Annotated in this window: 13 protein-coding genes and 2 pseudogenes; 9 read left to right on the forward strand and 6 right to left on the reverse strand. The window is 41.9% G+C overall.

The window, feature by feature from the left end; genetic code table 11:
- Positions 1-57: 57 nt before the first annotated feature.
- A complete protein-coding gene (locus EBO34_RS17110; RefSeq protein WP_122900841.1) occupies positions 58-678 on the reverse strand; it encodes a hypothetical protein in 621 nt (206 codons plus the stop codon).
- A gap of 732 nt (positions 679-1,410) precedes the next feature.
- Positions 1,411-1,506: pseudogene (gsiB, locus tag EBO34_RS20860) on the reverse strand (glucose starvation-inducible protein GsiB); the annotation flags it as partial.
- A gap of 534 nt (positions 1,507-2,040) precedes the next feature.
- Between gsiB and EBO34_RS17120 the strand changes: the two are divergent.
- Positions 2,041-2,880, forward strand: coding sequence for an MBL fold metallo-hydrolase (locus EBO34_RS17120; protein WP_122900846.1), 840 nt, complete (start codon positions 2,041-2,043; stop codon positions 2,878-2,880).
- Positions 2,881-3,071: 191 nt separating this feature from the next.
- On the opposite strand, the gene EBO34_RS20780 is transcribed toward EBO34_RS17120, so the two are convergent.
- Positions 3,072-3,230 carry a hypothetical protein gene (locus EBO34_RS20780; protein WP_183163930.1) on the reverse strand — a complete coding sequence of 53 codons (159 nt, stop codon included), beginning with the start codon at positions 3,228-3,230 and terminating at the stop codon, positions 3,072-3,074.
- A 223-nt stretch (positions 3,231-3,453) separates the two neighbouring features.
- Here EBO34_RS20780 and EBO34_RS17130 point away from each other — a divergent pair, with 223 nt between their 5' ends.
- Positions 3,454-3,777, forward strand: coding sequence for a nucleoside triphosphate pyrophosphohydrolase (locus tag EBO34_RS17130; protein ID WP_122900850.1), 324 nt, complete (start codon positions 3,454-3,456; stop codon positions 3,775-3,777).
- 130 nt (positions 3,778-3,907) lie between these two features.
- Here the strand turns inward: EBO34_RS17130 and EBO34_RS21250 are convergent, their stop codons facing one another.
- Entirely contained in the window at positions 3,908-4,126 is a 219-nt protein-coding gene (locus tag EBO34_RS21250) for a hypothetical protein (protein WP_429699527.1), read from the reverse strand.
- A gap of 665 nt (positions 4,127-4,791) precedes the next feature.
- Positions 4,792-5,397 carry a TetR/AcrR family transcriptional regulator gene (locus EBO34_RS17135; RefSeq protein WP_122900852.1) on the reverse strand — a complete coding sequence of 202 codons (606 nt, stop codon included), beginning with the start codon at positions 5,395-5,397 and terminating at the stop codon, positions 4,792-4,794.
- 198 nt (positions 5,398-5,595) lie between these two features.
- Between EBO34_RS17135 and EBO34_RS17140 the strand changes: the two genes are divergently transcribed.
- From EBO34_RS17140 to EBO34_RS17165, 6 genes are all read left to right on the forward strand, one after another.
- On the forward strand, positions 5,596-6,318 hold the full coding sequence (locus EBO34_RS17140) for an ABC transporter ATP-binding protein (protein WP_249414139.1): 723 nt from the start codon (positions 5,596-5,598) through the stop codon (positions 6,316-6,318).
- Positions 6,315-7,373: an ABC transporter permease gene (locus EBO34_RS17145; RefSeq protein WP_122900853.1), complete on the forward strand. Its 1,059-nt coding sequence runs from the start codon at positions 6,315-6,317 to the stop codon at positions 7,371-7,373. Before EBO34_RS17140 ends, EBO34_RS17145 begins: the two co-directional genes overlap by 4 nt.
- A gap of 199 nt (positions 7,374-7,572) precedes the next feature.
- Complete coding sequence (locus EBO34_RS17150) at positions 7,573-10,176, forward strand: PEP/pyruvate-binding domain-containing protein (protein ID WP_122900855.1); 2,604 nt, start codon at positions 7,573-7,575, stop codon at positions 10,174-10,176.
- On the forward strand, positions 10,154-11,542 hold the full coding sequence (locus EBO34_RS17155) for an MFS transporter (RefSeq protein WP_142996806.1): 1,389 nt from the start codon (positions 10,154-10,156) through the stop codon (positions 11,540-11,542). The genes EBO34_RS17150 and EBO34_RS17155 overlap by 23 nt, the downstream gene beginning before the upstream one ends.
- 97 nt (positions 11,543-11,639) lie before the next feature.
- Positions 11,640-12,254, forward strand: coding sequence for a TetR/AcrR family transcriptional regulator (locus tag EBO34_RS17160; protein ID WP_122900860.1), 615 nt, complete (start codon positions 11,640-11,642; stop codon positions 12,252-12,254).
- Between the two features lie 450 nt (positions 12,255-12,704).
- The gene (locus EBO34_RS17165) at positions 12,705-13,790 is read left to right on the forward strand and encodes a bifunctional transcriptional activator/DNA repair enzyme AdaA (RefSeq protein WP_122900862.1); all 1,086 of its coding nucleotides are present in this window, start codon (positions 12,705-12,707) and stop codon (positions 13,788-13,790) included.
- 166 nt (positions 13,791-13,956) lie between these two features.
- Here the strand turns inward: EBO34_RS17165 and EBO34_RS20990 are convergent.
- Positions 13,957-14,424, reverse strand: a pseudogene (locus EBO34_RS20990) (DinB family protein).
- 264 nt (positions 14,425-14,688) lie between these two features.
- Here EBO34_RS20990 and EBO34_RS17175 point away from each other — a divergent pair.
- Complete coding sequence (locus tag EBO34_RS17175) at positions 14,689-15,594, forward strand: branched-chain amino acid transaminase (RefSeq protein ID WP_249414141.1); 906 nt, start codon at positions 14,689-14,691, stop codon at positions 15,592-15,594.
- The last annotated feature ends 110 nt before the right edge of the window (positions 15,595-15,704 follow it).

A 15,704-nucleotide genomic window follows, 5' to 3' on the forward strand; every position in this document is an offset into this window, starting at 1 on the left:
GAGCCCAACATGACTGGTAAGGGGACGGGGAGAAGTGTATTCTCCCCGGCAGATGAATTAATGCTGGTTCTTTTGCTGCTCCGTTGCAGCTTGTGCAGAAGTCTGCTGACCCTGGTTTTGCTGCTGACCCTGGTTTTGCTGCTGGAGCTGGTCTTTAGACTGTTGCATCTGCTCATTGATTTGGTTTAACACATTAAAAGACTGGAGTGATTGCCCGACATCCTGAAGTGTTTGCGTAGCTTGTTGCAGCGATTGCTGTAACTGTTGAAACGTTTGCTGCTGTTGTTGCTGAGCTTGATTCGAAAATTGCTGAAGCTGGGAGGAAAGCTCTGAAGACATCTCCTGCATCGGGTTAGAAGAACCGTTTTGCTTTTGTTGTTGTTGTCCAGCTTGATACTGGTTAAGTGTAGACTGGATGGACTCCAACTGTTGTTTAAGAGGAGCCAGTTCTTGTCCGATTTCTTTGTCCACCACTTTCTCGATTTCGGCGTTAGACAAACGCTGTGCTCTTGCCTTTTCTTCCTTAATTTCCTTCGTTTCACGTTCCATTGCAAATTCCTCCTTGTATTGTCTTGGGTTTACCGGCACTTTGGCAGGTGCTGGTTTTGGTCTGGAGAGTGTCATCCAGACGATTGCCACCACCAGAGCAAGTGCTGAGAGTAAAAGTACTACATACATATATCTGCCTCCCTGAACCCTGAATGCTCAACTCTTGATTAAGCACAGTTAATAGTATTGAAAAATGACTAAGGTTTATACATTCCAAGACCTTCCAATTACTAAGTACTAACAAGAATAGCACGGATTACCATTTCACCATAAAAACTGGTTCACCTGATTACTCCCATTTCGGCATTTGTATATACAGGTTCATCTGCGAAAGCCATGGCAACATGAATACCGCAAGCGCCCATTGCACCTGTCTCCATACACCCATTGGCAGTGGGATGTCTGTCTGAACCAAGGAGGGTTTTCCCTGGAATGACGCATCAGGGGGACTTCCGCTTCTGCACGAGCACAAACCTCCAGGGGAATAACGTGGAAAGACGGCCCGCTTTTACTGTTATAATAATGGATTATTTTTTACATAAAATGACCGTGCCCCGATGAATCTGCCTGCATCCCCCGCACAATCGTCCTCAATCATCTTTATTATAAGACCGCATTGTCCTCTGTCACACATAAAAAAACCGGCCGCACTGGCCGGGTTCCATTGATCACTCGTGATCATCTGGGTTATCTTCTTTTCCCTTTTTGTTCTGGTTGGGGTTCAAAATCCTTCTCTTTACTCTTTTCTTTTTCTCTTTGTTCGGGAGAATGCTCATCTTGTTTGGTGTTTTTAGTCATGCCTGCCACCTCTTCTGACAGCAATCATTAATTGCTGTTATTTGAATTCTGGGTGCCTGAATTCTTGCCGCCTTTTTGCTCGATTTCCTGGTAAAACTCTTTATCTTTATTTTTGCTTGTCTGTTCGCCGCCTTTTCTTCCGGCTTCTTCACGGCTCATGGTTCCGCTTGAGCTGCTGTTTTGGCTGCCTGAATTGTTACTGCTGTTGGAGTTGTTATTGTTGGAATTATTGGTGCTGGAACTGCTGCTGCTCGTTGTATATTGATTTCCTGAAGAGTTTCTTCCGCCCTTTTCACCAATCTCTGCAAAGTGCTCGGAATCATGCTGTCTTGCGTTTGCTTCGCCGCCTTTTTTGGCAGCCTCTTCACGACTCATGGTTTGGTTTGAGTTGTTGGATTGGTTTTGTGCCATCTGAATCTCCTCCTAAACGTTTTTTAAGCTTTTTTTGAAGCTTGTGGTCATCCCTTTGCCAACTTAGCTTCCTGACTAAACCTATCTTAGAAAAAAATTTCAAGTTAGGAAGGAATGTCTATTTCATTCTCAGTAGATCTGGAATAAATACTGACATATATGACAATATAAGTGAATTTCTTCTAGGTCCAAGGAGTTTGCGTTACGGAGTGATTTTTGGATACGTTACATAAAATGGGAAGGGAGGCAAATGATAAGCGGGTAAACGTATGGAGGTGCTAAATGAAAAACGAAATGACGTATGGAGATGATTACAAATTCATTCCAGCCATCTCTGTTAAAAACGGTGATCTTTTGGAGGTAACGAACGGTGTGCTGTGTTACGTGGACCAGATTGTCAATGTGATCATCGTGGAAGCCGGGGGTGGCTGTGTGCTGGTTGACACGGGCATGCCAAAATCCGCCGAAAAGGTGATCTCGGTTATAGAGAAGCGGTATGGAACAGGGTCAAAACCAATGGCTATTCTTTTAACGCATGGCCATTTTGACCACGTGGGAACAGTCGTTGATCTTGTAAGGAAGTGGAATATACCTGTCTTTGCTCATGAACTGGAGCTGCCCTTCTTAACAGGAGAAAAAGATTACCCCGAGCCGGATTCCTCTGTAGAAGGGGGAATGGTCGCAAAAATCTCCCGTTTCTTCCCAAACGAAGCCATTCAGCTTGGAGACCATGTCAAGCCATTGCCTGAAAACGGAGAGGTGCCGTTTTTAGAAGGCTTCTCATGGATTCATACCCCAGGCCATACGCCCGGTCATGTGTCTTTTTTCAGAAAAGAAGACGGACTATTGATTGCAGGAGATGCCTTTGTAACGGTGAGGCAGGACTCTCTGTACCAGGTGATGAGCCAAAAAGGGGAAGTGAGCGGACCTCCAAGATACTTCACGACAGACTGGGACGCTTCCTATCTCTCCTTAAAAAAGCTTGTTGATGTAAATCCCAATGTGGCTGTTACAGGTCACGGACCTCCCCTGGGCGGACCAACGCTGAAAGAAGAGCTTGAATCTCTTCTTGCTCATTTTAAGGATGTGGCTGTACCGGATTACGGGCGCTTTACTCATTAGTCAAGGATCCAGGAGACTGTTCCTTTTCCTGATTAAAAGGGGGATGGCAGACCAGGAAGAAAGACAAAGAAAGCAGCGTCAGAAATGACGCTGCTTTTACTTGCCGATTCTGTCCGGACAGGTCTGAGTTGACCTGCTGTATTTCAAGGAGAAGCTGTCCTGTAATAGCCGCTCCCAAACCTGATTCATTTCTATTTTGGCTCATTCCAAATACGGTCGAGGTCCAAAGCCTGATACACCTTGTCCCCCTTAATATCGCGGTGGATGAGTGGTTTTACAAACAGTTCATCAAGGTTATAATGTTCCGGTTTTCTAGTGGCTGTTTTATCAAAAGGATCAGTATAGGACATAGACGATCTCTCCGTTCTTTTGATTTTTTCCTTATAAAGTGTAGAGTGAACACTTTCCTTATAATTATTCGCAATTACTGGAAAATCAGGGAGGTATACGGCATTCATTCAGGTGGCTCCCTCCTCTCTTTCACGTACTTAAACCTACAGAGAAATAACTCGGAAGAAGCTGCTTCTGCTATGATGGAAGTGGATGATATTTACATATGAGGAGCGTGCCCCTATGCCTGTCTACAACAAACTCGTCCGAGACCGGATCCCGGAAGTGATCGCACACACCGGTAAAAAAGCCGTCTGGGAAACCCTGACTGATGAACAGTACCTGTCCTGTGCAAAAGAAAAAATGAAAGAGGAACTGGGCGAATACCTGGCATCCAAAAATGACGATGAAGCCGTGGAGGAACTGGCCGATCTCCTGGAGCTCATCTACTGCCTCGCGGAACAGCACAACAGCACGGTCGACCAGCTCGAAGTTGTACGAAGGGAGAAGGCGGAGAAGAGAGGATCGTTTAAGGAGAAGGTGTTTTTGAGGGAGGTAATAGAATAGAAAAAAGGCTGGAAGAGTTCCAGCTTTTTTCTGTGAATACACTTCATCTAAATAAAAACTTACCAAAAAAGTCGTTAAGAATTGGTACTTTGTCATGACTTCTCTATTATCTGAATAAAGTGCGGCTATATTATAGAATTGAAATTTGTTTTTCAATACGTTGATACCGAATACTCGTCGAATCAACAGCAGCAAGTCCCGAGCATTTGAAAATACCGATAAATCGATATCTGTTATTACCGAGATTATCTTTGTACTTCGCAAAAACAGCTCGTTTCTGATCTACTTCTTTTTGAAATACGTTTTTCTGCACTTCCACAATTTCAGCCGATTTGTGAGATACATCTATATAAGACGACTAATTAATTTTAGGAATTGCTGTCTACTACTTTTTCAGGATTTTTCCTGGGTCCCGGCGTCCGTTATTACTTTGTTCACCTTCAGAAATATTGAACCGGGTAAATGCCACTGCCTCTCTGAGCGTAATGAGTTTGCCAACACAAGCCGTTTTAATGCCTCTCCGTTTTATTCTTAAACAAGGATGATATAACCCATCCGAAGATCCCGCCGCTACCAATTCCCAATATAAGTTTTGAAGCAAGGTTATCGAATGTTGTAAGCCCAACGAAAGTGAAAACGGCAATACAAAAAATGTAAATATGCCAATTGTGATTCATGGTTTGATCTCCAATAAAGCGTTTTTAAATTCTAATATAGGTATACGAATCAATTGTATTTATGATTCAACAATAAACGGTGCCGGGGATTAAACAAAAGAAAATGGAGATAAAAGAAGGTAAACCCCAGTCCAGTTAGGAAGTGAACCGGAAAAGCATAAAAGAGTCTGATGATTATTCGGTCCTTGCAAGAAAAAAAACAGCCGCACCGCAGCTGCTTTTTCCTATCTTCTCTTGAATTTACTTCTCTTATTACTTTTGTTCACGTGTCATTGTTTCATAGACAACTTATACTTTAAAACCTTCTGCTATTCTCCCTAGAGTCAATCTTTATACTTTACTTCTCAAATCGCAGAGTAGCTAATGGACCTTGGACGGCAATATGTGTGATGATAGATGCTATTTCTTCCGGCGTTTGTCTCATCCCGGTGTCAATCCAGTGATGAATGATTCCAAGGTGTGCAGAAGCAATAAATGTTGCTAAATATTCGGAAGGTACCACCATGTTATTTTCTTTGAAATTGGAAGAAGTTAATTTATCTAAGATCCTGGCCTTTACAAACTCTTTTAATTTGATTGAGAAGGCAGGATCGCCATTAGGACCTAAGAGTACCTTTAATAAATCAGCATGTTTTGCGATCGTTTCAAGGACAGTAATTATAACCGGATAAGCAGTTTTACTTTCTCTGTGCTTTATAAATTCAAAGATATCTATGTCTTTTACTTTTGCCTTTATCTCCACAAGAAACTCCTTTTGGTACTGCTCTAATAAGTCATTCACATCCCTAAAATGCAAATAAAAGGTTCCTCGGTTAATATCCGCATATGCAGTAATATCACTTACGGTGATATTCTTAACTCCTTTTTCCTCAATCAGCTTCATCACGGATTGCCGTATGAGTTTTTGAGTCCGTACTTTTCTTCGATCCATTTTTTCTGTCATGTTATCATCCCCATTCAAAAAAACGGTAAGAAATCCGTTAGTTAAAAGACACTTCGACCGTTTCTGTTGTTTACTGAACAAATCTTTATTTATTGATTATTGTATTCCTGTATTTGGTTATTATAATGAACAGTGAGTGAGTTAATCAACAGGTTATCGATTAAAACTCATGAACCTTATTTAAAGGGGGGATTACAGGTGAGTGTAATTAAAGTAAATCACATCCAAAAGGGGTACGGGAAAACGAAAGTACTCGATGAGGTAAGTCTGAGTGTAGAGAAAGGTCAAATATATGGCTTTATAGGACCCTCCGGAGCAGGGAAAACGACACTGATAAAATTAATCGCAGGGATGGAGCTCGTTGATGATGGGGAGGTTTATGTACTCGGGTCTAAAATGCCCAGTCTTCCGGTATTGCAGGATGTAGGATATATGGCTCAATCAGACGCATTGTATTTGCAGCTCACAGGAAAGGAGAATCTCGCTTTTTTTGCGAGCCTTTTTAAACTTACAAAAAAACAACAAAAGGACCGAATATCCTACGCTGCAGGACTGGTAAATTTAACTGATGATTTAGATAAAAAAGTGGCGGCTTATTCTGGAGGGATGAAACGAAGGTTATCTCTTGCCATTTCATTACTGCAGGACCCCCAAATCCTTATATTGGATGAACCTACTGTAGGAATTGACCCCGAACTGCGGTTAAGCATATGGAACGAATTGCTGCGCCTGAAAAAAGAAGAAGGAAAAACCATTATTGTAACCACACATGTAATGGATGAAGCAGAGAGGTGTGACTTTATCGCCCTGATCAGAAACGGAAGTATATTAGCAAACGGCACTCCATCTGAATTAAAAGACTTATATCATGCCCAAAATATTGATGAGGTCTTTTTAAATGCCGGAAGGAGCAAACAATGAGAATACAAGCCATGGTTAAAAGAATTTGTCAGGAGATGGTCCGTGATAAAAGAACGTTAGCACTTCTGATTGTCGCACCGCTGCTGATTTTGTCTCTTATGTATTTTTTATTTAACAGTGAAGATAGAGACCCTCGTTTAGGAGGCCTTGGTTTAGATGAACGTATCGTTACCGTATTGGAAGAGTCCGAAATCACTGTAGAAACGTTCGAAGAAGTATCCGATGTTGAAAGTTTGATTGTTTCGGAAGGTCTTGACGGGATGCTTATTATGGGTGCGGGTACCCCTGAACTTGTATTAGAAAATAGCGATCCATCTGCCTCACAAGCTTTACAAATGAAAGTTAAACAGGCAATGTCCTTACAAGCCCAGCAGGAACTTATGGAAAGAACGGGTACAGAGGCAGATGTTGACACGACTATTTCAAAAGACTACGTATATGGAAGTGAAAGTTCAGATTTCTTTGATATATTAAGTCCTGTCTTAATTGGTTTCTTTGTATTCTTTTTTGTCTTTCTAATTTCAGGGATAGGATTATTAAAAGAAAGAACCTCCGGCACGCTTGAACGGTTACTGTCGACACCGATTCGCCGGGGAGAGGTGGTTACTGCTTATTTGATCGGGTACGGAATATTTGCCATTATCCAGACGGTTATCGTTGTTTTATATTCGGTGTTAGTACTGGATATAGTACTTGTTGGTTCTTTATGGCATGTTGTTTTTATTAATTTATTACTTGCGTTGGTTGCACTTTCATTAGGAACACTATTATCCACCTTTGCAGCTTCGGAGTTTCAGATGGTACAGTTTATCCCTATTGCCGTTATTCCCCAGATCTTTTTCTCGGGAATTATTCCGCTTGAAGGTATGGCAGACTGGCTGCAGGCCCTGGGGAAAGTTATGCCTCTTTATTATGGTGCCGATGCTCTGAGGGGAGTCATGTATAAAGGATTCAGCCTGACTGATGTGAGTGGAAGTCTGTACGTTTTAGCTTTGTTTTCGATCGTTTTTATTGTACTGAATATCTATGCGTTAAAAAGATATCGCAAGTTGTAAGTGTTGAAGCCCGAGACGTATAATTCTCGCTCTTTTTATTAATCGTTAGATTGAAAACCTTAATAAAAATGTACGAAATTATTTATTTTAGTTCAAATAAAGACAAAATAATGCTCGTAAGAAGAAAAATCCTTTACAAAATAAACGTTTTTATATAAAGTCGTTTAGTAATGGTGAATATAAAAGCGGGGTGAAGTAAATGATTACTCATTTTTCCACGACACAAAAGGTAAGTTTGAATGATGTTGGAGGGAAGGGGATGAACCTGGTACAGATGACTCAGGGAGGGTTAGCTGTCCCGGACGGGTTCATCGTAACAACGAAGGCCTACGATCAGTTTATTGAAGAAAACCAATTAGGGGACAGGATTGCCGCTATGCTTAAAGGGGTTTCTGCTGATGACATGAATGCATTGGAAGAAGTGTCATATAAAATTAAACTTCTCATAAATCAGGCGTTCATTCCCGAAGCGGTACGTTCCCAAATTGTTGAGGCATATAACGGATTGGGTGTCCCATTTGTAGCCGTTCGATCCTCCGCAACAGCAGAAGACTTACCGGATATGTCTTTTGCAGGTCAACACAATAGCTATTTAAATGTAACCGGGGAAGAGAAGCTTATGTTATCTGTAAAAAAATGCTGGGCGTCCCTATGGAATGCCCGGGCTATCTCATACAGAATGATGCATGATGTGCCACAAGAATATAAGGTGCTGTCTCTTGCTGTCGTTGTACAAGCAATGGTTAACAGTGATAGTGCAGGAGTGATGTTTACAGTCAATCCTATGAACAACCGGCGCGATCAACTGTATATTAACTCTTCTTGGGGAATGGGAGAGGCGGTAGTTTCGGGCATAGTCACCCCTGACCAGTTCGTATTGGATAAAAAGACAGGGGAATTAATCTCGTCTGTAATTGAAAAAAAAGAAACCCAGATGATAAGGTCAAACGGCAGAAATGTGAAAACAGCTGTACCGGAATTACTTCAGCGGAAGGAAAGTCTAAACCACAAGGAGCTAAAGCAATTATTTGAAATGGCTCAAGCTGTTGACAGGTATTACAAACAGCCAATGGACACAGAATGGGTCATCGGCCAGGGTGCGGCACAAATTGTTCAAGCCAGACCTGTAACCGGTCTTCATCCTATGCCGGTTAAAAATGACGATCCGAAGAAGTATGGACTTCGTTTTTACTTTTCCTTTACGCGTGTAGCTCAAGGCATCAGTGAACCATTCACCCCAATGGGATTAGAGATTCAACGGTTGGAAATGTGGGCAGCTCTAAAAACAGTGGGTATTAAAGTAGAGAAACGACCAAGAGGGTTTAAGACCGCAGCGGGCAGGGTTTACTGGGATTTTACCGAACTCATAAGGAGCCCTAAGCGTGCTGAGAAAATAGCTGAAAACATTAGTGATAAAGACCCGGTTGCAGGAAAAGTTCTGACGGAATTTGTAGAAAGAAATAAAGGTGAGCTCACTTCAAAAAGGAGTAAACTTCCTTTTCCTCCAAAATCCCTCCTTGTAGCAAGCCGATTTGCGTTAAGAACAGCAGGAGCGTTTATCCAGCCTCAACATGCAGAAAGACGGTGTATTACGCTCGCAGAAAATCATTTGAAAACAATGAATGAAAAAGCTTTGAAATGCCAGACCCCAGCTGAAAAGATAGAGCTCATTGATACGATTATGGAGAGTGCGATGAAGGTAATTCTTCATCAGTGTGCCTACTTTCTTCCGGGATTTAAAGCGGATCAAAGAGCAAGAAAACGTTTATGGGAATGGCTTGGAAGTGATGACTATATGGCACCGGTTATTCAGGGTCTTCCAAACAGCCCTACCTCCGCAATGGGTTACCGGCTCATGGAAATTGCTTATGAACTCAAAATGAAGAATGAGAAACTCAGTGTTACACACCCTTTTATTATGCATTTTTTAGAAAGTTACGGTCACCGGTCGAATGTGGAGCTGGATGTGGGAAATCCAAATTGGAGAGAAAAACCGGACTATATTATGAACCTGCTTGAGTCATATATGGAAATGGATACAGAATCTCTTCATGCCAAACTAAACAAACATAATGATAATGCTGACAAGGCAATCTCTTCGATTGTTACGAAAGTGAAGGAGAAAAAAGGCGCCCGCGCTGCGAGACAAATTGAAAAAGACTGCCTCTATATGCGTAAAACCCTGGGCTTGCGTGAAAGACCGAAATTTGATTTAATTCGCTCATTTGCCCTGATCCGTCAAATCCTGCAGGAGGCCGGCGAGGAGTTAGTAAACAATGGATTTATTAAAGAAGTAAACGACGTGTTTTATTTGGAGCGGTCTGAAGTGAGAGGTCTGTCAGTCCCTCTATACGAACTTATTGAAGAGCGCAAGAAGACCTTTTACAAGCAAAAGAAAATAAAAACCGTTCCCCGGTTTATGACCAATACAGGCGAATGTTTGTATGAAAGTGTTGATTCAAGCAACGAAGACGGGCTGCATGGCGTTCCTATCTCATCTGGTGAATACACAGGTACTGTCCGGGTCATTCATGATCCTGCAAACGCTAAGTTAAAAGAAGGAGAAATCCTTGTTACACACAGTACCGACCCCAGCTGGACTCCTTTATTTCTTACAGCTGGTGCTTTAATTATGGAAACGGGTGGTACAGCCTCACACGGTGGGATTGTAGCGAGAGAATACGGACTTCCGGCCGTAAGCGGTATTGAACGAGTAAGTGAAAAATTAAAGACCGGTGATAAAGTAATGATTAACGGAAGTTCAGGGAAGGTTTTATTGCTTGAAGAAGCAAACCATGCGTAAGTTTATCATTACTGCTTATATAGGAGTCCTTATTGGCACTGCTGCGAACATGATGATGCAAACAGTTATTGCTACTATCCTTCCGAGTATTACTGAAGAATTAGGTGGACTTCATTTATATGGGTGGGTCTTCAGTAGTTTTCTAATTATATCTACAGTGACCATCCCATTCTTCTCAAAAATGGCTGATATTTATGGTCACAAGCAATTGTTTTCTATTGGTCTTATGGTTTTTACAGCCGGGACTTTGTTTTGTGGTATGGCTGAGTCCATTGAAACGTTAATTGCCGGCAGAGTGATTCAGGGAGTGGGTGCAGGGGCGGTTGCCCCTGCTGCCATTGCTTTAATAAGCACACTTTTTACCAGAAGTAATCGCGGTAAAGCCCTGGCTTTATACGGTATTACACAGATGACTGCAAACATAGCTGGTCCTTTGGTTGGAGGGGGAGTTGCTCGATTATACAGCTGGGAATGGGCTTTTTACATCATCGTGCCGGTATGTCTCCTCTCCCTCCTCCTTATTTACTTGTCGCGGCACTCAGGAGAACGGATACAAAAGCAGGGCAGCGCATTAAAAAGTTTTGATTTTTTGGGAGCTTTGTTATTGGGGATCTCTGTAATTGCGACGGTACAGGGGTTGACACGATTAGGCCATACAGGATGGAGTCTATTAACTTTTGTGTTTTTTGTTTCCAGTTTTGTGACCGCATTTTGGTTTATACAGCATGAAAGAAAGCACCCTGCCCCTATCATTCCAAAGAGGCTGATTTCAAAACGATTGTTTAGTCTCTCTTTAATAAATGCCTGTCTGGGCGGTATGGTGATGTATGGAATAATTGCTATTCTCCCTCTTTTTGCAGTAAGTGTGTTGGAGGGACCCTTGCAAACAAATCCGGGTGTACTTCTGATACCTCTTATGGTCGGTGTAGGGGGAGGGTCCCTTATTGGCGGGATGATAATGAAAAAAACTACTGATAGAACTGCAATTTTATCCGGTTGGATTCTTGTTAATGCAGGGTTAGTAATTTTTTTTGTGATGAACGTATCAGGTATGGTTAATAGTTGGGCGGCATTAATTATCCTATTCATCGGACTGGGAATCGGTATACTTTCACTGTCAATTATTACCTCTGCTCAAAACGCAGCAGGTGAAAATGAGCAGGCTGTAGCAGGAGGGGTTATTCAGTTAGCAAGAAATTTAGGGGGAGGAATTGGCATTCCAGTCTTGACCGTTTTCCTGTCACTAGGTTCATCTGAACCGGCGGGTATTAATCATTTTACCTTTACTTTTCTGTTCCTGAGTATCAGTTCCTTCATTGGTTTTACTATCTCGTTTTTCTGGCTTCGGTCACATGATATTATATAAGCAGTTCATGCCTTGAATAATATCAAAAGCATTGAAGTGAATTTATAGCTGATATGAAGACAGCTTTTGGTGGAAAATAGCGGGAGGTTGCCGGAAAATGTTAAAGGATTCCAATCGGAAATCAAAAAAGCTTGAAGTGATCTTATTTACCGCTGAGAAATTATTTCTCAGTAAAGGGGTTCGTTCTATAACGGTAGAAGAAATAACGCGTGAGGCGAAAGTAAGTAAAGCGACATTTTATAAATATTTTGCAGACAAGCAAGACATTATTAAACACGTTCTTGAAAAAGTCTTTGAAACAAATTTTAAAAAGCTGGAGACTGTTGTGGAGAGTGGAAAACGCCATAAACTCACCTATGAATCTTTTATGAGTGTCTTTGACATGGATGAGTATGAAGAGTTCTTTCAATCAGGCTTCATAGAAGAACTGAGGGAAGACTATCCGGAGATGGTTACGCTTTATACACAATGGGTAAAAGAGATACGCTTGCCCAAGTATCAGGAATTGATGCGTATGGCTAAGGTTGACGGGCTCATCAGGGTTGATATTGACACAGACTTTTTAATTCAGTACACACTTGCTATGCGACATGCCATGATCCGTTCACTCCAAGGTTCGCCTTATTATACTAAAGAGGATAATTTGAAAGAATTTATAAGGCAGTTTTATGACTTATATTTAAACGGAGTAGTTAATAAGCCGGGTAGTTAGGCCGCCGTTAACACTTCCCCCCAAAAAGGAAAAGCTGTAAAGAAAGAAGCTGCTAAAGTGGGCAGCTTTTTTGTTTTCATTTTCCTGCAAATTAACCGTTCCTTTCGAAACCAACTCTGCCCACAGGACTGCTTTGGAAGGGGTATTTTATGGGTTTCTTTTTCAACCTCTTTAATACTTTTTATGATGAAATCAGATGTTACCGCCTTGTTTTTTGTTGGAAGAGTACAGATTATCCGTTTATATAATAAAGGATAAAGGGTTTATTTCACGTATTTTTATTAGTATGAAGAATCGGATATTGTAACACTACCTTTACTTTTTACATGGGATTAAAGCTTAAAGGAGTAGACTTAAAAATCAATGCCTGAATATCGGCTGCATGATTGAAATGGATCTCTATAATAGAAGGAGAACCAAACAAAGTAAGAAGTGGAGGCTGGTGGTAAAGTGATTTCGTTACATCGTAAAGAGGAATTCTATCAAGCGTTTCTCGAAAAAAATACAGAATTTGATGGTGTTTTCTTCGTAGGAGTCAAAACAACGTCTGTTTTTTGCAGACCGACATGCCCTGCAAGAAAGCCTAAATTCGAAAACTGCGAGTTTTACTTAACGGCGCAGCAAGCGCTTCTCGCTTCGTTTCGTCCCTGCAGAAGATGCCGGCCCTTGTCCCACCCTAACCATGTTCCGGAGATAGTTCAAACGCTTGTAGAAGCGGTTGAAAAGAATCCGGAAAAAAGATGGAAAGAAAAGGACTTCAAGGAATTATCTGTTGACCCCTCTACCGCCCGGCGTCAGTTCAAAAAAAGGTTTGGTATGACGTTTGTTGAATATGCCCGCGCAAGAAGAATGGGCATTGCTATGAAAGAAATCCGAGCGGGCAAACCTGTCATCGAAGCTCAGTTGTCCTCCGGGTATGAATCCAGCAGCGGGTTTAGAGATGCGTTTTCCCGCATTATGGGAAACGCCCCTTCGTTAACTGGAGAAAGGAACATCTTAAAGGTCTCCTGGTTTGATACACGACTCGGTCCCATGATTATTATTGCAGGTGAGGATGGTCTTTATCTCCTGGAATTTGTGGACCGCAAAGGGTTGGAGCGTGAGGTAGAACGTCTGAGGCATAAAACCAAGTCAGCTGTTATTCCAGGCAAAACCAAACATACGCTTTCGATTGAAAGGGAATTGGATCTTTATTTTAAGGGTCACCTGACTGATTTCAGAACAACCATTAAGACAATCGGCACCCCCTTTCAAGAAGAGGTGTGGAAAAAACTGCGGGAGATCCCTCATGGTCAAACAAGGACGTATACTGAAATGGCATCCGCAATTGGAAAACCGTTATCCATACGTGCGGTTGCCAATGCCAATGGTGCAAATCAGATTGCGATTGTTATCCCTTGTCACAGAGTCATCAGAGCCTGCGGTGAAACAGGCGGGTACGGAGGAGGAACTGCCCGTAAAAAGTGGCTGATAAATCATGAAAAACAAGGAGTAACTTATCTTGAATCAAATGAAACCTGCGAAAATAGTATGTAGCTTTTGTGTAAAAGAGAGCCTTATTGAATTTTCGCAGATATCGAGAAAGAGGAGCTGTGCTTGACGCTGCAGCTCCTCTTTCTATATGAAAATTACTTCTTTTATTTTAAAAATTAAGGTACCAAAGCTAAATGTAACCGTTTTACTGTGAATACACATGCAATCATTAAGCCATTTCTTTATACAATTTTCTCAAGTATACAATTTGCCCGATGTGATAAGCATTATGAGTCGCTTTGTTAGCAATAAGGGCCCACCATTCTGCTTCAACAGGAAATCCTTTAGCTTTAAAGTCTAGTTTTTGTTCACTGGAAATTTGCCAATACAGGAGTGTATCCATTAATTCAACCTTCAAATCTACAAAATTGGTACTATCTGTTATAGTGAAGCTTTCCTTGTTATCTCCAATACTTTTTACTCCATTTACATCAGATTGCTCAAACCTTTTTTGCCAAGTTTTATTCCAGTAAAGAAGGTGCTGTACGATTACAAATATGCTATGACTTTTTGAGGAGGGTTTCCAATGTGCTTCTTCTGTAATTCCATTAGCAGCTTATTCAAAAGAAAAATACCAACTGGTATCATTCGCATTTGCAAGTAATTGGTCTAGCAAAACATCCTTGGCAGGTGTCATTATTTTTCCTCTCCCAAAAGTTTTTATTAATCATAACGAATTCCCTATGGTATTACAAGATTCGAACATACTTTATTTTTTTATACTAAAGCAAAAAAAATCCCTGGAAAAGGGAGGAGTGGTTTCAAAAGCAAATGGCTCCTATTTTCAGCAATTTATGAAATAACTTCTCTGAGACCATAACCAGTGATTTTGCATGAGATTGTATTGTTTCTTCTATATATGTAAGAAGAACGTTAATTCGGAATCGGGGGAGAGGCGGCCGTGGAGTATACCTTTATGAACGGAGAATTCATACCTGCCGGCACAGCGGTTGTCGGTGTGAAAAATAAAGCCCTTAATTACGGTCTCGGTGTGATCGAGGGCATCAGAGGGTACTGGAACGATGAGCATGAGCAGCTGTATTTGTTTCGCCTTGCGGATCATTATTCCCGTTTTCTTGATGCATGTCGCACGCTATACATCAGCTTGCCTTACTCTGTCGGAGATCTGTGTGAGATTACTGTTGACCTGGTGAAGCTGAATAACATCAAGGGGAATATTTACATTCGCCCGGTTGCTTATATTGACGAGGATTCGCTACGTCCATCATTGGTGAACGGCAACTACGGGATTTTTATCGCTCTTGTTGAACCCGGCATTTATTCCTTAAACGAACTTTCAACCCTCACGTCCTCCTGGCTCCGGATTTCTTCCAATACGATCCCGCCGTTCATCAAATCAATCTCCGGCTACTTGAACTCCGCCCTCGCCTATTCAGAAGCTGTGCTGGCCGGAGCAGAGGATGCCATTTTTCTCACACGCGACGGCAACATCAGCGAAGGGAGCACGAGCAACCTTTTCATCGTCAACAACAACCGGCTCTTCACTCCCCCTGCCTCTGATGACATTTTTCCAGGACTTACAAGGGACACGGTGATCACCATCGCCAAAAAAGAACTGGGTATGGAAACGGATATCGGGAGCCTGCCGAAATCCGCACTCTATGCAGCGGACGAACTTTTTTTTACCGGCACCGCCATCCAGCTCGTTTCCGTCGTCAAAACAGATCATCGCACGGTCGGAACAGGCACAACCGGACCGGTAACAGCCCGGCTCCAGCAACTGTACAGTCAGATTGTCCTCGGCGAAACGTCTGCCTACCGCCGCTACCTTACACCGGTCTGGTAAAAGGGAAGAGGCAAACTGCGAAAAATCAGCATCCAGGCCTTGTGGAGAATACCTGACCTGATTGAATCGTTTGTACAAATAACAAACCGAATGTATTACTTTTCTTTCCT

The sequence above is a fragment of the Alteribacter keqinensis genome (genome assembly GCF_003710255.1).
In the GTDB taxonomy this organism is placed as follows: Bacteria; Bacillota; Bacilli; order Bacillales; family Salisediminibacteriaceae; genus Alteribacter; species Alteribacter keqinensis.